We start from the raw sequence: 24,565 nt of genomic DNA, 5'->3' as shown, positions 1-24,565 counted from the left end.
TGCTCTAGCTGAACGCAAATTTATAGCTTCACACCAATTCCAACTAGAAAATCAAAAAAATGAGTTACAGTTTCATTGCTGTAGCTCACTTTCTCTTCTAATCAAACAAATTTCCTAGTCCGGCAAAGGGATTGTTGGTCACGACTTCCTGCTGACCTAGCATCTGTTGGTTTTCATCAAACTCTAAAAATTTCTCATACACCTGGGCGGTCATACGAGCATCTTCTAGACTATTGTGCCCTCGTCCCTTGACACCCAGATAGTCCGCCACTGAGGTCAGCTTGAGATTGACGATACTGTTTAAGTCTGTTGACCGACGCTCCAAGGCCTCTTCATAGAGGTCAACCTGGTACTGGGCCTTCAAATTCAGACCATTTTCTGCCAGAATAGGTAGATCAGACTTCATAGCATTGTAACCGATGAGGGCTGCTTGTCCCACAAAGGCCTGAAAATCTGCTAAAACTGTCTCTATTTTAGGGGCAGTTTTAATCTTCTCTGCGGTGATACCTGTCAAACCGTTGATAAAGGACTGGAGGGGAACATCTGTGTAAACATAACTGTCGAACTGGTCCACTTCCTCATGGTTGACAAACTTGACTGCCGACAGCTGGATCAGCTGATAGGCACCGTTGGCCGCATTAAATTCCAAATCAAACGCTACATATTCCTGTAAATTTTCCATTTTGCACCCTCAAACATCTATTTCTACATCTATTATACACCATTTTTTCCTAAAATGGACAGATAAAAAGGCTGGCGAATACCAGCCTTTCAGTGAGGGCAAATTTACTTTTCAGCTTCTTCTTTTTTAGCAAAATATTCTCGCACAATCGGTGCGACTTCTTTACCATAAAGCTCGATAGCACGGAGGACATCCTCATGTGGCATAGAGCCGATTGGAAGATGGAGGAAGAAGCGATCCAAATCCAAGGTTTCGATAGTTTGGATAATTTTTGCAGCGACGTGCTGTGGATCACCAACAATGCTTGCTCCTTCATCTGTCAAAGAATAGAGGTATTGGGCCTTGGTCATTTCAGACCAGTGTGGCCGGTCCTTGGCGATATTGTTAGTGACCACTTTAGTTGGGTGGAAGTATTCCTCAACAGCCTTGTCATGGTCATCAGCAATCCAGCCCCAAGAATGGGCAGCAACCTTAGTTTTCTCAGGTGAGTGACCGGAATTGCGAGCCACCTTGCGGTAGGCATCTACCAGTGGTTTGAAACGATGAGCCCCTGCTCCAATGACTGCATAAACGATTGGTAGGCCTTTTTGGGCAATCTTGATGGTTGACTCGACATTACCACCAGTCGCTACCCAGATAGGAAAATCTTCCTGAACAGGTCGCGGATACACAGGCTTATTGTCCACCGACTGGGTGAATTTGCCACCCCAAGTCAAGTTGGTAGCCTTGTCAATCTCTAAAAGCATATCCAACTTTTCATCGAAGAGTTCTTCATAGTCATGGAGATCATAACCAAACAAGGGAAAAGACTCCGTAAAGGAACCACGACCCGCCATGATTTCCGCTCTGCCATTTGACAAAGCATCAATGGTGGTGTACTGCTGATAAAGTCGTACAGGGTCCATAGAGGAAAGGATAGAAACTGCTGATGTTAGCTTGATATGATTGGTATTGACTGCACCAGCTGCCAGCACAATCTCAGGTGCAGAGACCGCAAAATCCTCCCGGTGATGCTCCCCAATCCCATAGACATCCAGGCCAACCTGGTCTGCCAGTTCAATCTCTTTGACCAGCTGACGAATTCGCTCGTCGTGGCTGTACGTTTCTCCTGTCTTTTCAAGAGTGGTTGTTTCTCCGAATGTTGAAATACCTAATTCTACCATGATGTGACTCCTTTAATCTGAATGATGTCCTTATTTTATCTTTAACTAGTGACAATGTCAAGCCGTTTGCTCACAGAAAAACGACTAGGAAAAACCTAATCGTTTTGAATGTTATTCATATCGCAGTGCTTCAATTGGATCCAATTTAGAAGCCTTATTTGCTGGGAGGACACCGAAGATGATACCAACCAGGGCTGAGAAGGCGAGACTCCCCAGAACCACTGGGATAGAGATGACGGCGGACATACCCTCACCCATGACCTTGCTGATATTGAGTAAAACGACAGTCGTTTGGGCGATTAAGAGACCAATAGCACCGCCCAGAGTGGTCAAAACCATAGCCTCAATCAAGAACTGACTCAAGATATTGCCACGAGTCGCTCCCAGTGCCTTCCGCAGACCGATTTCCCGTGTCCGCTCGGTCACGGATACCAGCATAATGTTCATCACGCCGATACCGCCGACCAAGAGGGAAATACCTGCAACCGCACCTATAAAGGTGGTCACAATACCTAGCTCACTCTTGAAACTTTCAATCATAGCAGACATGTCAAAAATATCATAGCGAGCCTCTTTTAGACCAGAAACCCTAGTCAAATAGTCCGCGGCAGCCTGACCAACCTCTGTGGCCCTGGTCACGTCTTCGACATAGACATAAAGTCCAGAATTTTCTTTCATGCCCATCTCTGCAGCAACCTGAGTATTGGCCATAATGGCATTACCGCCTGAGTTCATCCCAAACATGGCCGTACCAGCATTGGGCTCCTTGTAAACACCGATAACTAGATAGGCATTGCCATTGAGAGAAACCGTCTGGTTGAGGGAGGCTTCCATGGAGCCAAACAGTTTTTCAGCCAGATTGACATCCAACATGATAATGCGAGCAAAGCGACTATAGTCATTAGGAGTGAACTTGCGTCCTGCCAAAATTTCTAGATTTTTGACATCAAAATAGGACTGGCTGACCCCATTGATGGTCACATTATCAGCTGATTTGTTACCGGCTTCTATTGTTCCCATATTACTCAAATTGATATAGTAGTTGCTTAAACCGTCAATTTCCAGAAGTCCTTGCAACATGCTATGAGTCAAGTCAGGCTCTTCTTCCATAGACATTTCCCCAGTGAAGCCAGCATTAAATAAACCCGACGAAACCTCTTCTAAATTTACATAAGGAGAAAAATGGACAGAGACATTATTTTGCTCACCAGCCAGGGCCTTCTCCATGGATTTCTGTAGGCCTTCACCTAGAGCCATGATGATAACAACAGCAGCCACACCGATAATGATACCCAGCATGGTGAGGAGGGAGCGCATCTTGTGGGCTAGGATTGATTTTAAGGCAAATTTCCAATTTTCCATTAAGCCTCCTCCCTTCTTCTGTCCTCAGTGATAACCCCGTCCCGAAGAACGATTTTCCGCTTGGCATAGGCGGCAATCTCTGGCTCGTGGGTGACCATGATAATGGTCTTACCTTCATTATTGAGCTCAGTCAAAAGCTCCATAATCTGCTGGCCAGTCTTGGTATCCAGGGCCCCTGTCGGCTCATCCGCCAAGATAATGGCTGGGCTATTGACCAGGGCACGCGCAATAGCCACCCGTTGCTTTTGACCTCCAGACAATTCCGACGGCAGGTGGTCCATACGTTCTGCCAATTCAACTTTTTCTAGGTAACGTTTGGCCTTTTTCTTACGTTGGTTGGACGGTACTCCTGCATAAATCAGGGGTAACTCCACATTCTGCAAGGCGTTGAGCTTGGCAAGGAGGAAGAATTGTTGGAAGACAAAACCGATTTGGTCATTGCGGACCTGGGCCAACTTTTTCTCCGATAACTGGCTGACTTCCTCGCCTTCTAGCCAATAGTTGCCAGAACTAGACCTGTCCAGCAAACCAATAATGTTCATGAGAGTGGATTTACCGGACCCGGACGGTCCCATAATGGCTAGAAATTCTCCCTCTTCGACTTCCAAATCAATATCCTTGAGAACTCGCAACTCCTGGTCACCGTTTTTATAGGATTTGTTGATTTGTGTGAGTTTAATTAGCTGGTTCTTCATCGGCTTCTACCTCTTGACCCTCTTGTAAGTCAAAATCTGGGAGGACAATGACATGGTCACCAACAGACAAGCCCTTGGTCACTTCCTGGTTAAGAGCATCTGCATTACCCAGAGTCACCTCTACTTTTTTAGCCTTACCATCTACCAATGTCCAAACAAAGGTCTTATCATCCTCATAGACAACAGCTGTCACAGGGACCAAGATATTTTTGCTGGTGTTGACCACTTCCATATTGACAGTGAAACCTTGCTTGAGGTCGCCGATATCGCTAGTCAAAGTCACCTTGAAAGGATACTTGGCACCACCGCCAGATCCGCCGCCACCCGGTACTGCTGCCGCAGCTTGATCATTGGCTGGATAGTTTGAAATATAGGAAATTTTACCAGTCCAGGTCTGTTCTGGATAGACTTTAGTGCTTAATTTCACTTCTTGGTCAACCTTGATATTGGCCAAATCATATTCTGTAAGCTGACCTGTCACCTGCAGGCTATTTTGGTTGACGATGTGAATGACTGTCTGGCTATTGGTCGAGCTCTTAGAAACAGACTTATTGACCTCAACAACTGTACCTGACACGGTGCTGGCAACAGTCGCTTCATTGACGGCCGTCCATGCCTTGTCTACCGCCGCTTGGGCATCCGCATAGGCATCATTCAAATCCGCCAATTGCAAATCAATGGAACGTTGGGCAGAGGCCGCTGCTTCTCCATCCAAGGATGGGTCACCTGTTGTTGGCAAGGTCTGACCACCATTTTGCACCTCATATATTTGACGTCCAATCTTATCCCGTCCGCGCACAGCCGAATCAAGAGCCGTCTGCAATTCATAAGCATCATAGCGAAGCAGGGCCGTCCCAGCCTCTACCTGGCTCCCCTGTTCAACGTAAAATTCACTGATATCGCCTTTAGAGGGGTCATAATAGACAAACTGCTCTTCACCCGCAGCCACTGTCCCCGTCAACAAGGTCGACGAAGCAATCGAACCTTCCTGAACCACCCTGTAGGTCATGGGTAATGTAAAGTCTTCACCTGCGCTACCTGAACCACCTAAGGCATTAGAGAAGAGCAAGGCCCCACCGACCAGGGCTACCGATGCAACCCCAAGACCAGAAAAAAGGGCAATTTTTGCTTTTTTGGACTTAAACATATCTGTCTCCTTTACATGTTACAAAAATAATTGTGTTATAAATACAATACACCAATACATCGTTTTTGGCAAGTGTTTTCCATACTAATTTTATATCATTTTTATCAATTATCCCACTTACATTTTTGTAAGAAATAGCTTTTATCAATCATGCAGGTATGGCCAGTATTTTTACAAAACAATAGTAAGAAAAACCTAAACAAGGTTTCACGATAGACGTAGCGGATTTTTGATTGAAAGATAAAAAAAGGGTAGAATGTAATCAAGAGATCTTTGGAGGAAGAAAATGAGAGAATTTGATATTATCAGCATTGGTGGAGGAAGTGGTGGTATTGCCACTATGAACCGAGCGGCTATGTATGGTGCCAAGGCTGCCGTTATTGAAGGCAGCTATATCGGTGGAACCTGTGTCAATCTAGGCTGTGTTCCTAAAAAAATCATGTGGTACGGTTCTCAAGTAGCTGAAGCCATTCACACTTATGGACCAGAATACGGCTTCACCAGCCAGGATGTTCACTTCAACTTCGCAACCCTGCGTCAGAACCGTGAGGCCTATATCGAGCGTTCTCGTTCCTCTTATGGCAATACCTTCAAAAACAATCAGGTTGAGGTCATTCAAGGTTTTGCCAAATTTGTAGATAGCCATACGATCGAGGTCAATGATGAGCGAATCAAGGCCAAACACATTGTCATCGCTACTGGTGGCCTTCCAGTTATTCCCGCCATTCCAGGTGCTGAATTGGGTGTCGTGTCCGACGACTTCTTTGCCTGGGAAGAATTACCAGAGTCTGTCGCTGTTATCGGCGCTGGCTATATTGCCGTTGAGGTGGCTGGCGTCCTACACGGTTTGGGAGTGGATGCCCAGCTCTTTGTCCGCGGTGACCGCCCATTGCGTAACTTCGATACCTACATTACCGATGCCCTCATGGAAGAGATGGAGCGGACCAAGCTCCCACTTCACACCCATAAAACGCCAAGCAAGCTGGAGAAAACGCCAGAAGGAAAAATCCAAATCTTCTTTGAGGACGGCACTTCCCACATTACTGACCAGGTTCTCTGGGCTGTTGGGCGCAAGCCAAATACCGACCAGCTTAACCTAGAAGCTGCTGGTGTGACACTAACAAAATCAGGCCACATCGAAGTCAACCAATACCAAGAAACAGTGGTTCCTGGCATCTATGCCTTGGGCGACGTGACGGGTGAAAAAGAGTTGACCCCCGTTGCTATCAAGGCTGGACGGCTCCTATCGGAACGCTTATTCAACGGTAAAACAGATGCCAAAATGGACTACACAGACATTCCAACTGTTGTCTTCTCCCACCCAGCTATCGGTACGGTCGGATTAACAGAAGACCAGGCCCTTGTTCAATACGGTGCGGACCAAGTCAAGTGCTACACTTCATCCTTTACCTCTATGTATACAGCCATGGCAGACAACCGCCAGCTGACCAAGATGAAACTAGTCACCGTTGGTCCTGAAGAACGAGTGGTCGGCCTCCACGGTATCGGCTACGGTGTCGACGAGATGATCCAAGGTTTCTCAGTTGCTATCAAAATGGGAGCTAGCAAGGAACAATTTGACGCCGTTGTGGCCATCCACCCAACTGGCTCAGAAGAATTTGTCACCATGCGATAAAAATTTTATAAAAACGCTCAGACTTTCATCTGGGCGTTTTATCATCTTATGGCAAAATAGCAATGGCTCTAACTGGTGAACCCGAGCCCTTTTCCCAATGTGGAAAGGCGATGGAGATCAAGCTCCCCGTCGCTGGAACCTGATCAAGATTGTTGAGGACTTCTACCTGGTAAATGTCTTTTGACAGAAGATAGTATTCCTCTGGAAGGCTACCACCATTCTCTGCTGCTGACACTCCTGAGTCTGTATCCAGGGTCTCATGACCAACGGCCTTGACCTTGCGTTCCTCAATCAGATACTCCAAGGCATCATGGCTCCAACCTGTGGCATGTTGCACTCCATTTTCATCCAAATTACGGATGGCATCATGGCTTGGCCAGCGTTTAGACCAGTCTGAGCGGAAGGCAACAAAGGACTCCTCTGCAATAGGACCATGTTCCTCTTCAAAATCCAAAATATCCTGCTTGGTGATTTGGTAATCTGGATTTGCTGCAACTGCCTGCGACTTATCGATAACATAAAGAGGCAGGAGCAAATCTTTCAAGCCAATCTCGTCCAAATAACGAGCCCCCTCCACAAAGTGAACAGGCGGGTCGATATGGGTACCATACTGGCCAACGACCGTGAACTGCTCTACGAAAAATCCGTCCTTGTGGTCAAACAAGGTCTTCTTCTCCAAGGCAGGCAGGGCAGGGAAATGAGGACTATTTTCATTGATTTGATGAGTCAAATCCACCCATTTTTTGGCTTTTAAGGTACGGTAAATAGCTAATAATTCTGACATCGGATGTCCCGCTTTCTTAATTTTATCCATTGTAGCATGAGAATGGACCAGTCTACTTAAAAAACATAGTTTTTTGCTTATATAACTTTTTATGAATAGCTATAGATTTTTCCTATAACTGTGACAGCTGATAGTCAATGGATTGACTTCCTTTGAAAATCAAACTATAATTTTGTTAACCAATTATTATAAAAGGATAACCATCTCATGAAACAAGAATCAACTCTCCATTTGATCTACACTGCAATCGGTGCGGCCCTCATTGCAGCTCTTTCACAAATCAGCCTTCCCATTGGTCCTGTTCCCTTTACTCTCCAAACCCTGGCTATCGCCCTGATTGCCTGCCTCTACCCAAGGAAACTGGCCCTGGCAAGTGTCGGAATTTATCTGACCTTGGGTGCCATTGGACTCCCTGTATTTGCAGGATTGTCAGGTGGATTGGCCAATCTTTTCGGACCGACTGCTGGATTTCTCTGGGGCTTTTTGGCCTACGCGGCTATCACATCCAGCTTGACGACAAATAATAGATCTCCACTCCAGGTCTTTCTGGCTTGTCTGCTGGGAACCGCTACTTGCTTTGGACTGGGATGTTTAGTATTCAAACTGGTCAGTGGTGCTAGCTGGACAGATACTCTTGGCTGGACAGTCCTGCCCTTCATCCTGCCTGATTTAGCAAAAATTTCCCTCGCCACAGTGGCACACAAACTCCTCCAACCAGTTATGAGAAAAAGGAACCTAATCGCTTAGGCTCCTCATCTTACTTATTGGTAAATGCATCCAGCATGACTTGAAATTCTTCATTGCTGAGGGTAATGCCCTTGCCCATCTTAGTATGGTCGGGACTCCAAGTGCGGATGTCATATTTGGCTGGTGCTCCGTTAAAGGACACACGGTTAAGCTCCTTGGTCCAGCCCTTGTCATTCTCAGATAGGACCAAGAGTTTTTCTTCGATTTCAAATGTAAATTCTGCCATTTGTTACCTCCTTCACTTATTTGTTCGCAAACACTTGTCATTTTTATAAAAATTGTATAAGATGATTATAGCAAGTTTGAAAGGATATTGCCATGAAGAGGTTTTTGGAATCCATTTTCGGTCATATAAATGATTTTCTGGTTTACAAATCCCAACCAAAGCCTTTGGAGTCTGCAACCAGAGAAGAGATTCAAGAGTATCTTGAGCTGGCCATTCAAAAGAAGGCTGCTATCCATGTTATTTATGGTGAACGTAGCTTTACCGGGGACATTGTCAAGTACGACAAGGAACGGCAACGCTTGATTATGAAAAATTTCAAACGGCGTGTAACCAGTATCATTCGGATTGATGAGATTAAAAAAATCTCTCTGGTTCCAGAAAACATCAAAAAATCACAACTATCAAAAGGCTGAATTTCTCCAGCCTTTTTCTTATGCACGAATAGTAACAGCCTTGCCGTCCTCTTGATAGAGATTGATGAGTCCTGACTTGCAGGCGCGGATCATATCGCCTGGATAGATTTCACGGTCTAGCTTAATAGTCAGCAGTTCCATAGGCTTATTGGCACGGTCAATCTTATCTCCATTGGAATCATGCAGGCCTTGAATGGTCGTCTCAAAATGACGGAAACCTGGCCCGTAGAACTCAATTTGGTCTCCTTCGTTGATGACATTGCGCTGACGAATAGTTGCTGTCATGGTTTCCTTGTCAAAGGCAACAACTTCAGCGATAAATTTGTACTCAGGAATTTTGCGACGGGCACCAAACAATTGCTCGTTTTCAGTTGGTGGATTGTAGTAAAAACCAGTTGCCAGTTCACGCTGGGCTACTTTCCACAACTCGTCAATCAAATCTTGCTTAATCGCTTCAAATTTCTCAGGGCTTTCCAGATAGGCATCGACCGCAGCCTTGTAGCAATTGGTTACGGTTGATACATAGTGGACAGACTTCATCCGACCTTCGATTTTCAAGCTATCAACACCATTTTCAATCATATCTGGAATATGCTCAATCATACACATATCAACCGCAGACATGGAGAACTCCTCTGGTATTTCCCCCTTAATGGAACGGCGTTCTTCGCCAAAAGGTAGGTCGTAGAGGTTGTACTTCCAGCGACAAGACTGGGAGCAGCCGCCGCGGTTGGCATCACGTTTGCTCATGTGGTTGGAGAGGACGCAACGTCCTGAGTAGGAGATACACATGGCACCGTGGACAAAGGCTTCGATTTCAACATCTGTCCGTTTGCGGATTTCAGCCACCTCTTCCATGGTTACTTCGCGAGCCAAGACGACACGGGTCAAGCCCAATTCCTTCCAGAACTCGAAGGTTTCATAGTTGGTTGATGAAGCTTGGGTGGATAGGTGGATTTCAAGGCCTGGTGCTTCAGTGGCACAGATGACTATGAGGGCTGGGTCGGATACGATGACGGCATCCAAGCCCATATCCCGCAATTCACGGAACCAAGCTCCTGCCCCTTCTTCATTACCCTCGTGGGTCACCATGTTGGCAGCAACATAGACCTTAGCGCCGCGGGCATGGGCGTATTCAATCCCTTCCCGCATCTGTTCCATGGTAAAATTGCCAGCTCGGCTACGCAGGCCGTAGGCTTGACCACCGACAAAGACAGCATCAGCACCATAATCGATGGCTACCTTTAATTTTTCCAAAGTCCCAGCAGGTGACAAGACCTCGGGACGCTTCAATGTTTTTGACATAATATTCCTCTTTCTATTTGCAGGATAGAATTAAGATAAAAATTAAGAATTGGCGACGGTTTTCAAGTGGAACGATATTTTTCCACTTGAAAACCTATTGCAGGGCCTAGGAACCCGCCTAAAGGCGGTTCCGTACTTGGATCTTACCTATAGTATGTGGCAAAGTTGGCTCTGCCAGTATAGATGTGATTTGAATTAAAATATGCGACGATAGCTAGATCAAAACGACACTTTTTGACCTAGCTGTCTAGTGTAACTGACAAGGAAAGGTTCAATGGAACTTTCCTTGTCAGTTACCAGGATAGAATTAAGATAAAATCTAAGAATTGACGACGACTAAAACAACCCTCTGGACCGGACTTTCCCATTGACAGGCTCGGGATAAAACAGTCCCCCGGACTGGCCTCGCTTCTCTATTTCTAGGCTCGGGATAAAACAGTCCCCCGGACTGTTTTATTACCTCACCTTGTTCCGGTCAAATTCGTAAAATCCGGTGTCCAAACCGCGTTGGCTTGGGTGGAACTTGCGTACTTGTTCGTCCAAGAGAAAGGCCTGGTCGTAGGTGAATTCTCCTTTTTCCAATAAATCACGCGCTTGGACGAATAATTTGGCAATCTCGACGAAGTTCTGACCTGGACAAAAAATACCATCCAACTTCCAATTTCGGTAGCCATGTTCATAAAGCTCTGTCAACTTGGTCATCATGTCGATATCATTGTTGATAAAAATATGCGTTCCGTGTTTATCCTCAAAAATGGAATAATGACTTTCTGGATCAGCAGGTTCTGCCAAGAAAAGTCCACGTTCCTTGGACAAATCCGTCTCATCCGCCTTAGTGAAGTTATAGTAGTTTTTGAGCAAGGTCCGCTTGGAATGGTGGATAACAGAGGCACCGTAAACCAATATTTCCGCAGGAATTTCCAGATTTTCCGAAATATCAAAGAGTTCTGCCGATGGGATTTCTCTGGCTAAGACAGCCTCGACAGCGCCGTGGTCCTTCCAGAAATTGATTTGTCGGCTGGATGTTACAAAGACAGAGGTGTCGTAAATAAGCTTGAAATTGTAGCCGTCCCGCTTATTGATATAGAAAACACCTGCATCCCCAACGACCAAATAATCGACCTTGATTTCTTTCATCAATTCCATAAAAGGCTTGATATTGTCCATCATATCTTGGTGCATGAGAGCGTTGGCTGCGACTGTCAATTCCTTACCTGCCTCGTGAACCAGCTCTGCAATTTGGCGGAGCTCATCGTATGAAAAATTGGTCGGAATGCGGAGGGCATGGTCTGCCTCACCAACATAAATACGGTCAACACCTGCTACTAACAGTTCTTTGACCTGTTCAATGCTTTCAGCTGTTGCTGTTATAATAATATTTTTCATAATGTTCATTATATCACAAAGATTTTTTAAAAACGGAAGCGGACCTGAATTTTAATCTTCAGACTTTTCTAATTTTTTTTGTAACAATATTGTAATAATCTTGTTACAGTTTCCACTCAATTTTATGGTATCCTTGAAAAGCAAAATAAAGGAGACGATATGGCACTTAGACAATATCGGCCTGACCAAATCCCCACTGAAGAGTATATCCCGAAAGAGAAACAGGCCCCTTATCAAGCGTACCAAGCAAGAGAATCCAGTCTTCCACGAATCAATGAATTATTATTTTTTGTGAATATTGTTGTTTTTAGTATTTTGACGGTTCTAGCAACTTACGTGTATCTTTCGCTGAACATCCCTGCCTTCCTGTCCTTCTGCTTGGCTATTCCAAGTGGTTTTATTGGTATGCAGCTGCTCAAATACTCATCAAATAAAATATTTAAACGATTATTCTCGTAAACATCACCTGAGGGCTCAAAGCCCTCTTTTTCTTGCAAAAAAGCCAGGCTCTTTGTCAACTGTAGTGGGTAGATGAAAAGCTAACACCTAGAGAGGACGAACTTCGTTCTCTCTTTCTTTATGTTCAAAGCAATCAAAATTCGTTTTTTAAAGTTTTCAAAGTTCCTGAAACCAAAGGCATTTCTCTTAATGACTTTGATGAGATTATTGGTAGCTTCCAGTTTGGCGTTGGAATAAGGCAATTCTAGGGCATTCAAAACCTTGTCTTTATCCTTTAGAAATGTCTTAAATACCGTCTGGAAAATAGGATTAACAGTGGCTATTTCCTGTTCGATGAGACTGAAGAAATGATCTGAGTTTTTCTCTTGGAAATGGAACAAGAGAAATTGATAGAGTTGATAGTGTTGTCGTAGTTCCTCTGAAAAAGACAGTAGTTTTTCTAGGATTTCCTTATTAGTCAAATGCATGCGAAACATAGGGCGATAAAATCGTTTATCATTGATTTTACGGCTATCTTGTTGTATCAATTTCCAGTAGCGTTTCAAAGCACGGTATTCGTGCGATTTTCTGTCGAATTGATTCATAATTTGAATACGGACACGGTTCATAGCACGGCTAAGGTGTTGTACGATATGAAAGCGATCAAGGACGATTTTGGCATGCGGAAAAAGCTGTTTAGCCAATTGGTAGTATGGGCTATACATGTCCATAGTGATGACTTTAACGCGGTTTCTAACCTTTCTAGGATAGCGTAGAAAGTGGTTTCGGATGGTTGCTTGAGTTCTTCCGTCAAGGATAGTAATGACGTTTAGGGAGTTGAAATCTTGTGCGATAAAGCTCATCTTCCCCTTCTTAAAGCCATATTCATCCCAGCTCATCACCTCAGGTAAGATATTCCAATCTGTTTCAAACTTGAACTCATTAAGCTTTCGACTAACTGATGATGTTGAGATAGATAGCCTGTGTGCAATATGTGTCATTGCTTGATTTTCGATGAGTAACTGGGCGATTTTCTGGTTAACAGCGACAGAGATTTGGTGGTTCTTCTTGACAAGAGGAGTTTCAGCGACAGCCATTTTTCCGCAATCTTTACACTTGAACCGACGCTTTTTAAGGCGGATGAGGAGTGGATAACCAGCAGTTTCTAGGTAGGGGATTTTGGAGGCTTTTTGGAAATCGTATTTAGCCATTTGTCCCTTACAAGAAGGACATTTAGGGGCTGTGTAATCCAAGTGACCATGTAGTTCTAAGTGAGTTCCCATATCATATTCATCAGTGATAAGGATATTTTTGTCTTTAATTCTGAGAAAATTTGTGATAAAATTTAGTTGTTCCATATGAGCCTTTCTAATGTGAGTTTGGTTGCTTTTCATTATAGGTCATATGGGACTTTTTGTATATACTTAAAAAGCTCCATAATCTCCACGGTGGTTTTACCCACTACAGAAATTATAGAGCCAAAAGCCAGGGCAGTAATCCTGTCCTAGCTCGCTGTCTTCGTTAAAAAACTAATATTGATTCAATAGCCTTGATGTAGAAATCCACTACTCTTGACGGATGTGGCTAATCTTATATCTGAACTGATCTGCCCGCGCAATACTAAAGGTAAACTCAATAATCTTATTTTTTTGATTGTAGGTCTTCCGAGTGATATGAAGTACAGGACTATTGTTTTTAATGCCCAGGACCTTGGCCTCATGGTCTAGTGCAATACTGGCATAAAATTCTTCTTCTGCCAGCCGAATGGTTTGATTGTAATCTTCAGCAAATATTTCATAGAGCGGCATGTGATTAAGGCGCTCTTCAGTCATTCCAGATACAACTTCAGCTGGAATATAAGTCTTTTCCAGCATCATTGGAACATTATCAGCCAGGCGAATCCGTTCTAATTCAACGACGGGCTCGTTGATGTCGATTTGCAGCTGCTTGGCCAGATACTCGGACGCATTTTTCTCAAGCAACGATAAAATCTGGGTCTTTGGGACCTTGCCGATTTTACGCATCTGCTCTGTAAAACTATAGGCAGAGGACAGATCAACAGCAGGTTCTCTTATCTCTGAAACATAGGTTCCCTTGCCATGTTTTTTATAAACAAGTCCCCTTCTTTCTAATTCTTGAATTGCCAGGCGGACTGTAATCCTACTCACCCCATGAATATGGGTTAACTCGCGCTCAGAAGATAATTTATCATTCGGTTCCATGGTATTCCGAATCTTCATCTCCAATTCGTCTACCAATTGTAAATATAGCGGTTTGTCACCTGCTTCGGTAACCATATTATCACCTCTTTCGTTGGTTATAACCACCATTAGTATAGTAAAAAAACGTTCGGAAATCAAGAGTTTGTAGGGATTTTCCCTACTTTTCATTTTCTAGGAAAATTTCAAGAAAAATGTCGGTAAATCATCCATGACTGCCAGTAATAGACTCATTTCCTCACCAACTTAACAACCGCTTCAACCGGTGTACTATTGTCCAAACTAATTTCTAAGTCTTCCTCAATGATTGGAAGCTTGAAATGAATGGCTTTTACCCAACGTCCTGCTTTATTTTTGTCATCATAAATTTCGACTTTTTCAATCAACATCTGACACAATCGCTTCTTGTCGATATCTTCCATGACGTCCATAAATGATGCAAAGTTAACTAATATTTTATAAATATTATCAGCGGTCATTTTATCTTTTAGGATTACCTCTCGTTTAGATTCACTTGTCTCAATTAGCATTTCTACATCTGCTAATTTATCATAAATAGTATTTAATCTCATATCTAAATCAATTGACTTTTGCTGAAAATGAGGATCTTCAAAATTTAAGGAGTCAATCTGTTGGATTAAATTCATTTTAGTTGCACTTAATTGGCGAAAGAGACTTTTATATTGTTCAATTTCACTGTCTATCCTACTTGTATCAACCTGAATATTTATTTTCTCTTGCAGTTTTCGTGCAAAATCAGGTCTTGAAACTAACTTACTAATGATTGATAATACTTCATGGTCTAAATTTCCTGTTTTAAGCTGTTTATTAAATGTGCACTTATGACCATCTACATGTTTTCTATGTTTACAAGCATAGTAGTAATAGTTTTTATAGTATTCATCTTTCTTATTTTTATTTCGCTTGATACTTTTATTTCCATAAAGCCCAGCATTGCATAATGGACATTTTATCAACCCTGAAAGTATATAGATAGAGTCGCCCTTGTTTGGATTCTCACGTTTATACTTATGGGCATTAGCTTCTCGTTTTTTCCTCACTTTTTTCCAAGTCTCATCGTCAATAATTGCTTCATGGATTCCGTCTGTTAGAATATAATTTTCAGACTGCGTGACTTTCGTTTCACCAGAAATTTTATCTCGAGTGCTTTCACGCCGTCCAAAAGCAATTTTTCCATTGTAAACTGGATTGTCTAAGATTCTTGCAATGCCACTTGATGAAAAATATGGAAGCGTACTATTGTGTCGAATTGGTTTCTTTATATCTAGGTTGGCTAAATGCTTGGCAATAGCTATAGTGCCCATATCACTGTTGGCAAATAAATCAAAAATCATCTTTACGGATTCAGCTTCTTCATGATTTACTTGTAATTGACCATTAACAAGGGAATATCCTACAGGCGCAAATCCACCATTCCATTGACCAGCTCTCGCTTTTTGTCTACGACCTTCCATAGCTTGAGAAATAATATTCTCTCTTTCCATTTCAGCAACTGCCGACAAGATCGTAATAACTAACTTTCCTGAATCCTTTGAACTATCCAGTCCATCATCAACGCAAATCAGATTTACACCATGAGATTCCATAATAGCTAGAGATTTTAAAGTATCCGCAGCATTCCGACCAAAACGTGATAATTTGAATACAAGTACATAGTCCACCTTATCTTTCTCTGCTTCGATGTCTGATATCATGTTCATAAATTCCGTTCGTCCTAACATGGTTTTACCAGATTTCCCAGCGTCTTGATAGGTTTTCACAATCTCAATATCAAAAGCATTGGCATATTGCTGAATTTTTGCTTCTTGAGCATCTAATGAAAATCCTTCAACCTGCATAGTCGTAGATACCCTTGTATAGATATAGGCTTTCTTTCGCTTCATTTAATTTCTCCTTGAAAAGTTTGACCAAAAAATACCCTTATAATCTTAAGGGTATTTTAACTCTTTTTAGAAAAGAATACAAGCAACTACTCATCAGAATACAGATTTTCTTCCTTGATTGGTAAATTTGAACAATCAATGTTATCTCCGTATTTCAGAAGCATTTCTTCCAAAAATCTCACTAGTTCATCCATAGATGGTCTCCAAGTGAAATTATTTGACTCAGATTACTCATTACAAAAGGCAGAAGTAGTTGCTTGTAGAAATGTAAATCATGTACAATCATGATAAACTCCTTCTATAACTCAACTACATTCTGCCATTTTTTGGAAATTATAAAAAAACTGTTTCTAATACTTTAAATCAAACACTTAACTCAAATCTTACAGCCATATTATTATTCATGTTTTTAGATTCTAAACATTAATTTTATTAAAAAATCTTCTCACACTGCAGTGAAAGAAGATTGATTGTAAATTTATTAAAAGGGCTCTACTAAAATAATCTAATATTTTATCAATTCCGTTAACTTGATATCTAAGTTACTATTAAATGTCATGATATTTTTTTCGGAAAGTCTTTTGAAAAAAATATCAAAATCTCTAGGAGTAAGGAATGTAAACTTATATCTTGTTAACTCACCCATTTTTTCAGAATAGTCATTAATTAGTTTGAAATGCTTGAGAGCAGCTTTATTTTTTCCAATATTCTCTGCATCAGGATCAGAAATTTGTGAGTCATCCTTAACCTCTACCGCTATAATATTATTACCTTGCTTAATAAACCAATCTGGGTTAAATTGTCCATTTTTATAATGTGTTCCTTTTTGCCAAGAATAGTCTATGCTATAAAAGGACATATCATCTGATTTTATAAATGAATCAATACTTTTGATAACTTCTACGTCTGTAGTCATTCTGTATAAAAATTCTTTTTCAGGATTGCCAGTTGTAACTATCCCATACTGAGGGGTTTTAAAATTGTATTTATTGTCTATATTTTTCGTTCTGTAGCCATTTGATGTATCAGTTAATTCTTTGAAAGTATCTAAACTTGCTTTGTCAGATGAAAGGCTATCTTCCAAATCAGAGCTATAGAAGAGAACTTTGCTCATTCTAAATCCGCTTATTTCAGAAGTGTTTTTGGGTAATTTAGTAGTTGAAACCAAATAAAATTCTTTGGGTTCTATATCATATGTAACCACTTTCGATCCATCCCTAAAGATAACATTCATTGATGACAAAAATTTATTCTTAAGATTTTTTGTAATGTACGAATTTCCGCTCTTCTTCAATGACTCCTCAATCATATTTTGTATCTTTGAAACTGGCCAAAGACTTTGATATTCACTCACATACTCACGATCTTCTAAGTCTTCAAAGCGACTATATAAGATGTTTGCCATTTCCTTCACTGTCACCAGCTCATGCTCATACTTTGTTTGAAATTGTCTGTCTGAGTTAGTTTTAATGTCTGTAAGGGTAATGGTACTCTTACCAAATTTATCATCTGTTGGTAGATTAACCCCATTTTCCCATAGATTATAAGTCCCCATTTTTGGATAATCTTTAGTGTCAGGTTTTGAAGAATATTTTACATTCGTCAAGCTAAAATTATAATTTGATTCATGATTAACAGATAAAGTAATTCGTTGTCTAATTTCTAGAACCTCATTTACGAGTACCTCTACATTGGCAGACCATTTTTCATGATTAAATACTGTTACGGTTGGAGTTCCCCACTTACTAGCATCCCAACCTTCTGGGACACGTAAACCCCTTCCAAGTACTTGTGCAATCAAAAGTTTTGAGTTAAACGCTCTTTCATCGTCTGGAACTATCTGAAATACTCGTTTAACATCCCAACCTTCAGTAAGCATTGAAACACTAAAAATGAATTCCACTGGATTACCTTTATCATTAACTTTAGACAGTTTCATTCTATCTATAGCTGCATTCTGCCCACTGTGAACTGAAAGAACCATGTTGTCAACTTCAGAATCAGTCAAATTTCTTTGTATTTTTAGAAATTTTTTAAATGCTTTAGCCTGACTATCGGCAAGGTTTTGTTTTGATGTTACTATAATAGTAATTGGCTTAATATTCAATTCCTCAGGTATATGCGATGCAACATCTTCATGAGAATTCAAAATAACTTGCCAACGTTCATCCTTATCTTTTGGAATATCTTCTTTTGAAATATATTCAATATCCTTAACAAAACCTTGTTCTATAGCATCTCGTAAAGAAAAACGATAAATGACATTTGAAAAATAGTCATTCCCACTTTTATTTTTCCCTTTATAAGCAGTACCAGTTACTCCAATAACATACTTGAAATTGATATTATTACTTCTTTCATCTTCTATGAAATTTTTCCATTCATTTGTTTCAGAATAATAAACATGATGAACTTCATCATTCAATACAAGTGTCTTCTCACCATTACCTTTCAAGCTATCAACTATTGAATTTCTAGCTGATTGGGCTTTATAAATAGCATTTCGGTTTTCAATCGCAATGGAATTCTCTACAAGTGTACTATCTCCATTTAAAATTTGAGGCGGTACAAAATTATCCCCGAGAGTCTTGAGAAGTTGCTGATTTCCTAATAAATCTTTAAATTTTTGAGTCAGCTCACTTTCGATGGTTACACTGGGAACTAATACGAGAACTCGAGAGACTTTTTTTGTGGCAAGCATAACAAGAGCTATCGCAAACATAACATATGATTTACCAGTTCCTGTTGCTAAATCTAGAGTTGCTGATAACTTGTCAGATAAATCTAAATCATCTTGCATCAAATTAAAATCATTGTTCCATCTTGCTCTTATAACTGGATTTTTTTCAAAATTCTCTTTTGCTAACGCCGATATATCTTGGTACTCACCCGAATTTAGAAAGCGTAATGCGACTTCTGCCGCTTCCTTCTGGTAGCTTCTCTTTCCGAATAATAATTCGAAAAAATTTTGAAAAAAACCTTCATCCCAAACAGCAGGATTTACATTTTTACTTACTTCCAATACTAAATCGCTATCTTTATATTCCATTATGCCATTTCTCCCTTCGTTGTTACAAATTCATTTCCGAACTTATCCACAAATATGAACATAGCTTGACCATCAATTTGGTTCTCATCAAATACTATAGATTGATTTTCATCAAAATCTTTGTGGTAGTAAACTTTATCTACATTGAAAGCTTGACTGTCATATGATAAGTCAACTAACAGCATTGAAAAGGCTTCAAATCCACTCACATTTTCTTTACCTTTCAATCTAGAGAATGATTCAAAAGTGCTGATTCGTAATTCTTCCCCAGTAATTTCAAAATCAACATTTGGTTTTCGCATAAAATCAAATCCATAGGCATCAACAACCGCATTCACTGAATCGGTATCTTCTGCTTGAATTGTACCTTTGAAATTCTCCGTGAATTTTTGATACATTGAGTAGGGAACACGTAAAATATTAAAAATAGTACTCCATTCTCCATCATTATCGTACTCATCAACAGCAAAAGAAAATTTTCCTTGTGGAGCAATAATGAATATCTCACTAGGGGAAGCAGAACCTAAACGAGAATAAATCTGTTCCAAAGTATCTTCTGATATTTTCGCTTTTAGTTCATTTAATTCATTAGGTGAGTAAACCTTAACTAATGAGCCATCTTTCATCCCATCAAAAGATAGGCCTTTAATTGACTGATAAGAGGGTTGGACATTATATAAAGCCATTGCAAACTGTTTCCATTGTGTACTATCAAAAGCATTTAGCTTTTCATTATCATAGAGGCCTGCATCATAAACTGCAAAAGGTTCATTGTTTTCAATTCCTAAAATTCTTTTTTGAATGGTGTAAATTGATAGCTTCCCTGCATCAACTGTAATCCATCTTCTACCTAACTTTTCAGCTACTGCAGCAGTTGTTCCGGAACCACCAAAGCTGTCTAGGATTAGGTCTCCCTCATTAGATGATGCACTAATTATTCTTTCCAGTAATTCTTCAGGTTTTTGTGTTGGATAACCAATTCTTTCTTTTGCCATTGGATTGACAGATTGAATTTCCCAAACAGAATCAACAAGTTTTCCCTCTACACTTAGTAGTAAATCATCCTCATTAGGCTCTCTACCGTTTTCTTTTTTGAATCTTCTTACATAGCCAGAAAATTTGGAATCGTCTTTAGGGTAATTTTTCCCAAGAATTTGATTATTTTCATCAAAGTAATTTTTCCACCTCTTATAATTTGCATCATTTTCAGGATTCCCGTCTCTCTGGGGATAGAAAATTCTATCTTTACCTTTACTATATAGGAAAATTGAATCATGCTTTCTTGGAAAATTATTTTTTGTATTACCTACATATGTTCCATAATGCCATATAATTTCGTTCCTAAAATTTCCTTCACCAAAAATTTCATCCATAAGAACTTTAATATAATGAGCTTTATGCCAATCTAAATGGATAAAGATTGAACCATCATCAGATAACACTTCCCTCAATAGAATTAGTCGTTTTCTTAACCACTCTAAAAATTCGGCACCAGCCAATTTATCAGAGTATGCCTTAGAATCTTTATTTGAAAAATCTTGCTTGGTTGCAAATGGTGGATCAATATAAATTAAGCGTACACCATCTGTCCCATCAGCATTCTTCAATTCACCTCGATGCTTCATCTCTACAAGAGTTTTTAAGACCTGCAAATTATCTCCAAATATAATTTTATTTAACCATTCATTGTCGAGTGCTTCCCCAAATCTTCGGTTTTCTTGTAAAGGAACTGCAAAAGTTTGACTAATGATAGCTTGCTCACTTTCTTTGCCATAATAAGTTAATTCATATTCTTTTCGTGCTGGCGGGAAAAGTACTCTTGCAAATTCTGTCGAAACCTCATTCCCGCTCATTACCTCTTCTTGAGCTTTAGCCAAAAGTTTCAAAAGTTCTTTTTGTCTGTTATTGTCCATGAATTCTCCTTATAAGAGAGACCATTAGGATTCCTTTGTTATATTCATAACAAAGGAGGCTAGCCTCCTTTGTTATATTCATAACAAAGGAGGCTAGCCTCGGTTTTTAATTTAATTATAGCATTTTATAGTAACCGTTCAAAATTACGTTTACTATAAAGAATCCGACGTATTTCCATAGTATTTTCAATTAGCACATAAAATATCGTAAAGTTCCTAACTTTGATTGTGTAATAATCATTAGGACGTTTTTTGAGTGTAGGAAATGGTGCGTAGCCAGAGGGATTCTTTAACCTTTCAAAAATAGCCTTTTCTACTTCATCAACTAGATTCAAAGCTGATTGGGGACTATTTAAAGTATTTGTAATATAGTCCACAGCTTCATTAAGATCTTGTTCAAAGAGTGGTAGAAAAGTAAGTTCATAATGTTTATTCTCCATCAATCCTATTTCTCACTCTTCCAAAAATTTCTTCGGCTGTGTATCGTTTTGAACTTATGGTTGCTTGCTGATCTGCTTCATCCAATGCTTTCTCCCTTGTGTCCGTCAAGAGTGAATATTGCTCTAAACTCATTACAACCATAGAACCATACCCATTTTTTGTCAAAAATACTGGTTCACCATTTTCTATAACATCTGATTCGATTTCACTGAATCGATTTCTTAAATCTGAGACTGGTCTAATATTAAGCATTTCTGCACCTCCTGTTTTTGATAAAATTATATCAAAATTTTATCAAAAATAACAGTGGAGAATAAGAGTTCCTTTTCTATTTCGTACTCGTTTTTCATAATCTTTAAACTAGCTTCCGCCTTATTCTCTGACAATGTCTTTGCGATTCTTGGACATTGTCTTTTCGTCCTTAGGGACGAATGTGCCGTCTGCAAGACCCCTCGGAGAGCGTTTGTAGTTTTGATGGACCACAGGGCTGTCAAAACTACAAAAACGTTACTTTTTGACAAAAAGTAACAAAAACCTCTGTTACTTGCTTATCAATTTTTTTAAGGAGAATCATTGAGTCTAATTTATTTGGCGAGGAATAGCGGTGCGCCTCGCCATTGCTCGTTATTCGAGCAATCATAGCACAAAATTTTCAGATATTAAAAATTTAGAAATTAAGATACCAATCTTAAATAATCACTTTTCTACTAAAATAATGGGTTTATTTATCTATCCATTTTTTACAGTCATAATGGGTATCTTTATAAGACCATTACCTGTTAAAGAATGGCTTACTTTATTGGTCCGCTGTTTTTGAAAACATGGACTTCTTTAATTAGCCCATTAATTTAGAGAATATGGTCTTCTTTATCTACCCATTATTTTAGAGAACGTGGCCTTCTTTATCTATCCATTATTTTAGAGAACGTGGTCTTCTTTATTTACCCATTATTTTAGAGAACGTGGTCTTTTTTTATCCAAAATTACAGCCAAAATAGTTAACTATACAAAACCATTATTTGTTTACATATGGATTACTTAAATACTCCACACAATTTTCAACTCTAAACTTATTCATTAGCCAATGCCATATCATTTATTTCCACAAATTTCTATGCTCAATAATATGACATTAATAATTAATTACATGATTCTAGAATAATCATCAACAAATTAATGCTTGAATTTTTTTAATTCGGTTTTAAGGCATACTAATAGTAAATAAATAATAAAGGAGCAATAGGAATGCCTAGCTTAACTATTTCATTTAAAACAAATCCGAGAATGACAAACATTCGACATAATAATCGAGATTTAACGGAAAAAGAATGGAAGAGCCCAGAACATTCACACATTCTTAGAGATAAAAGTCATCAAAATATTGTAGTGAAACAATTAGATATTCGAGAACTATATGAAAAGGAATTCGGGCCTGCTTTGAAGGAATACAATGAAAAGCAGATAAGAAATGATCTAAAAATCAAGGATTATTATAAACATGTTGGTAAACTTGATACCTTAGATCAACAGAGAGAGTTTATCATTGGTATTGGATCAAAAGCGGATTGGGATGAATTACCAGAAGGATATAAACTCAACATAGGGATATATTTAGCTAAATATGCACAAGATTTCGAAAAACGTCATCCACATTTCCGTGTTTATAATGCAGTAGTGCATCTGGATGAAAAAGGTGCTCCGCATTTACATCTAAATGTAGTTCCTGTCGCAACTGGCTACAAAAATGGTCTTTCAAAACAACCAAGCTTTTCAAAAACATTGAAGCAAGAGGGATTTACTGAAAAAGGAAAATTTCAATTGATGGCTTTTCGCAACAACGAAATTAAAATCCTTGAAGAAATGCTGAAAGAAATGGCAGTTGAACGCAAGCAGGTAGGTACGAATAATCTTAAGGATATGCGTGAATACAAAGAAATGATAGCAAAACTTGAGGAGGAAAAAGGAAAGAAACTGAATGAGATTAAAGCTGAAATCACTTCTGAGGTCTCAAAAGTAGAAAAAGAATTTGCAAAAAAGAAAGAGAAGTTGAATACACTTGAAAAAGAGATTGATAGAAAAACACAATCAATTGAACAATATGATAATGTCATCCATTCAAAGCAAGAGTCTGTTAATAAGTTAGATGAAAAGTTTGAAGCTAAAGCTGATAAACTAGAATTACTATTAGCTCAAGAAAAAGCTATAAATGCTATCAACGAACAATTATTAAAGGATATTGGAATTAAAGAGGATAAGAATTACCTATTTACCAAGGACTTTAAAGTAGAGGAACGTGGACTAATTGGAAAAAAAGAAAAATTTGCAGTTGTACCTTTAAAAATTTTTGAAAAAATGTTATACCAAGTAAATACTAAACCTATGAAACAAATTTTAGACGATTTTATTGATAAAGTCTTTAACAATAGTATCGTCAAAGGATTGAAACAGAAAATTAGCCAGTTGACAGGCGAATTAAAAAGAGCCAGGGAGCAGCTTCAACATGAGAGGTCAGTACGAATTGCTGAACAAAAAGAAGCTAAGAAAAAAATGGATTCACTATTGAAAGAAGTCCAACCTGCAATAAACCTTTACGACGATTTTCAAAAATATCTCACAGAAAATGATAAGAAAAAAGTATTTGAACGTATCGAAAAACACAAAAAGTTACACCGAGAGCAAATAAGTAAAAATCGCAATACAAATGATTATGAACGTTAAAAAGTGCAGAGAACAGTACTCTGCACTTTTTAATTTATTTAATTACTCAATCATTCCAAACCAACTTAACGCATCGATGATAGCTTGTTCTTTTTTGGGTGGACAATTTGGAACTCTTTGATTTTCTTTCTTAGAGTGATTATAGTTCTCTCGCTCAATTATCCCAAGTTTCCTTTTAACTTGTGCAATGTTAAGGGTAGATACTTTTAATTCAAATTTTCTAAAGACATAATCTTTGATTTCTGAATAAGTGGCATCCTTCTTAACAGAAATATCTTTGAGGTCGTCTTCATTGATTTCAAGATCAATATGATGGTTGATATCTCGTTTGGACAAT

The 24,565-nt window shown here is 39.5% G+C and carries 22 protein-coding genes; 5 read left to right on the top strand and 17 right to left on the bottom strand.

The window, feature by feature from the left end:
* Positions 1 to 97: 97 nt before the first annotated feature.
* The 5 genes from AB1F57_RS03540 to AB1F57_RS03520 all read right to left on the bottom strand — a co-directional run bounded on the left by AB1F57_RS03540 (position 98) and on the right by AB1F57_RS03520 (position 5,049).
* Positions 98 to 682: a 3'-5' exonuclease gene (locus AB1F57_RS03540; protein WP_105138148.1), complete on the bottom strand. Its 585-nt coding sequence runs from the start codon at positions 680 to 682 to the stop codon at positions 98 to 100.
* 104 nt (positions 683 to 786) lie between these two features.
* Positions 787 to 1,845, bottom strand: coding sequence for an LLM class flavin-dependent oxidoreductase (locus AB1F57_RS03535; protein ID WP_105138147.1), 1,059 nt, complete (start codon positions 1,843 to 1,845; stop codon positions 787 to 789).
* A 111-nt stretch (positions 1,846 to 1,956) separates the two neighbouring features.
* Positions 1,957 to 3,207 (bottom strand): ABC transporter permease, encoded by a 1,251-nt coding sequence (locus AB1F57_RS03530; RefSeq protein WP_105138146.1) that lies wholly within the window; start codon positions 3,205 to 3,207, stop codon positions 1,957 to 1,959.
* Entirely contained in the window at positions 3,207 to 3,902 is a 696-nt protein-coding gene (locus AB1F57_RS03525; protein ID WP_105123079.1) for an ABC transporter ATP-binding protein, read from the bottom strand. The genes AB1F57_RS03530 and AB1F57_RS03525 overlap by 1 nt, the downstream gene beginning before the upstream one ends.
* On the bottom strand, positions 3,883 to 5,049 hold the full coding sequence (locus AB1F57_RS03520) for an efflux RND transporter periplasmic adaptor subunit (RefSeq protein WP_105138145.1): 1,167 nt from the start codon (positions 5,047 to 5,049) through the stop codon (positions 3,883 to 3,885). Before AB1F57_RS03520 ends, AB1F57_RS03525 begins: the two co-directional genes overlap by 20 nt.
* A 286-nt stretch (positions 5,050 to 5,335) precedes the next feature.
* Between AB1F57_RS03520 and gorA the strand changes: the two genes are divergently transcribed.
* Positions 5,336 to 6,685 (top strand): glutathione-disulfide reductase, encoded by a 1,350-nt coding sequence (gorA, locus tag AB1F57_RS03515; RefSeq protein WP_167786025.1) that lies wholly within the window; start codon positions 5,336 to 5,338, stop codon positions 6,683 to 6,685.
* A gap of 46 nt (positions 6,686 to 6,731) precedes the next feature.
* Here gorA and AB1F57_RS03510 read toward each other — a convergent pair whose 3' ends face one another.
* A complete protein-coding gene (locus AB1F57_RS03510) occupies positions 6,732 to 7,469 on the bottom strand; it encodes a cyclase family protein (RefSeq protein ID WP_170239234.1) in 738 nt (245 codons plus the stop codon).
* Between the two features lie 207 nt (positions 7,470 to 7,676).
* On the opposite strand from AB1F57_RS03510, the gene AB1F57_RS03505 reads away from it, so the two are divergent.
* Entirely contained in the window at positions 7,677 to 8,216 is a 540-nt protein-coding gene (locus tag AB1F57_RS03505; protein WP_167786026.1) for a biotin transporter BioY, read from the top strand.
* Positions 8,217 to 8,226: 10 nt separating this feature from the next.
* On the opposite strand, the gene AB1F57_RS03500 is transcribed toward AB1F57_RS03505, so the two are convergent.
* A complete protein-coding gene (locus AB1F57_RS03500; RefSeq protein WP_105110677.1) occupies positions 8,227 to 8,442 on the bottom strand; it encodes a YdbC family protein in 216 nt (71 codons plus the stop codon).
* A gap of 92 nt (positions 8,443 to 8,534) precedes the next feature.
* Here AB1F57_RS03500 and AB1F57_RS03495 point away from each other — a divergent pair, with 92 nt between their 5' ends.
* Positions 8,535 to 8,855, top strand: coding sequence for a hypothetical protein (locus AB1F57_RS03495; protein WP_318829800.1), 321 nt, complete (start codon positions 8,535 to 8,537; stop codon positions 8,853 to 8,855).
* An 18-nt stretch (positions 8,856 to 8,873) separates the two neighbouring features.
* Here AB1F57_RS03495 and AB1F57_RS03490 read toward each other — a convergent pair whose 3' ends face one another.
* Together AB1F57_RS03490 and AB1F57_RS03485 are read right to left on the bottom strand one after the other, a co-directional pair.
* The gene (locus tag AB1F57_RS03490; RefSeq protein ID WP_367986092.1) at positions 8,874 to 10,160 is read right to left on the bottom strand and encodes a U32 family peptidase; all 1,287 of its coding nucleotides are present in this window, start codon (positions 10,158 to 10,160) and stop codon (positions 8,874 to 8,876) included.
* A gap of 456 nt (positions 10,161 to 10,616) precedes the next feature.
* Positions 10,617 to 11,546 (bottom strand): peptidase U32 family protein, encoded by a 930-nt coding sequence (locus AB1F57_RS03485; protein WP_367986091.1) that lies wholly within the window; start codon positions 11,544 to 11,546, stop codon positions 10,617 to 10,619.
* A 159-nt stretch (positions 11,547 to 11,705) separates the two neighbouring features.
* On the opposite strand from AB1F57_RS03485, the gene AB1F57_RS03480 reads away from it, so the two are divergent.
* Entirely contained in the window at positions 11,706 to 12,005 is a 300-nt protein-coding gene (locus AB1F57_RS03480) for a DUF3270 family protein (RefSeq protein ID WP_105110673.1), read from the top strand.
* Between the two features lie 80 nt (positions 12,006 to 12,085).
* On the opposite strand, the gene AB1F57_RS03475 is transcribed toward AB1F57_RS03480, so the two are convergent.
* The 7 genes from AB1F57_RS03475 to AB1F57_RS03445 form a co-directional block, all read right to left on the bottom strand.
* Positions 12,086 to 13,342, bottom strand: a complete 1,257-nt coding sequence (locus tag AB1F57_RS03475; protein WP_167785830.1) for an ISL3 family transposase — start codon at positions 13,340 to 13,342, stop codon at positions 12,086 to 12,088.
* Positions 13,343 to 13,549: 207 nt separating this feature from the next.
* Positions 13,550 to 14,281: a GntR family transcriptional regulator gene (locus AB1F57_RS03470; protein ID WP_170239526.1), complete on the bottom strand. Its 732-nt coding sequence runs from the start codon at positions 14,279 to 14,281 to the stop codon at positions 13,550 to 13,552.
* A gap of 152 nt (positions 14,282 to 14,433) precedes the next feature.
* A complete protein-coding gene (locus AB1F57_RS03465) occupies positions 14,434 to 16,107 on the bottom strand; it encodes a recombinase family protein (protein ID WP_367986090.1) in 1,674 nt (557 codons plus the stop codon).
* A 505-nt stretch (positions 16,108 to 16,612) separates the two neighbouring features.
* On the bottom strand, positions 16,613 to 19,156 hold the full coding sequence (locus tag AB1F57_RS03460) for a DEAD/DEAH box helicase family protein (RefSeq protein WP_167786031.1): 2,544 nt from the start codon (positions 19,154 to 19,156) through the stop codon (positions 16,613 to 16,615).
* Positions 19,156 to 21,069 (bottom strand): site-specific DNA-methyltransferase, encoded by a 1,914-nt coding sequence (locus AB1F57_RS03455; protein WP_367986089.1) that lies wholly within the window; start codon positions 21,067 to 21,069, stop codon positions 19,156 to 19,158. The genes AB1F57_RS03460 and AB1F57_RS03455 overlap by 1 nt, the downstream gene beginning before the upstream one ends.
* Positions 21,070 to 21,194: 125 nt before the next feature.
* Positions 21,195 to 21,509 (bottom strand): type II toxin-antitoxin system RelE/ParE family toxin, encoded by a 315-nt coding sequence (locus AB1F57_RS03450; RefSeq protein WP_167786033.1) that lies wholly within the window; start codon positions 21,507 to 21,509, stop codon positions 21,195 to 21,197.
* Entirely contained in the window at positions 21,499 to 21,762 is a 264-nt protein-coding gene (locus tag AB1F57_RS03445; protein ID WP_105109671.1) for a type II toxin-antitoxin system Phd/YefM family antitoxin, read from the bottom strand. The genes AB1F57_RS03450 and AB1F57_RS03445 overlap by 11 nt, the downstream gene beginning before the upstream one ends.
* A 993-nt stretch (positions 21,763 to 22,755) precedes the next feature.
* Between AB1F57_RS03445 and AB1F57_RS03440 the strand changes: the two genes are divergently transcribed.
* Positions 22,756 to 24,228, top strand: a complete 1,473-nt coding sequence (locus AB1F57_RS03440) for a plasmid recombination protein (protein ID WP_367986088.1) — start codon at positions 22,756 to 22,758, stop codon at positions 24,226 to 24,228.
* Positions 24,229 to 24,270: 42 nt separating this feature from the next.
* Here the strand turns inward: AB1F57_RS03440 and AB1F57_RS03435 are convergent, their stop codons facing one another.
* Positions 24,271 to 24,564 carry an RNA methyltransferase gene (locus AB1F57_RS03435; protein WP_367986087.1) on the bottom strand — a complete coding sequence of 98 codons (294 nt, stop codon included), beginning with the start codon at positions 24,562 to 24,564 and terminating at the stop codon, positions 24,271 to 24,273.
* Between the last annotated feature and the right edge of the window lies 1 nt (position 24,565).

Source organism: Streptococcus nasisuis (genome assembly GCF_040836615.1).
Classification (GTDB): domain Bacteria; phylum Bacillota; class Bacilli; order Lactobacillales; family Streptococcaceae; genus Streptococcus; species Streptococcus suis_V.
This window is presented reverse-complemented; position numbering and strand designations above follow the sequence as displayed.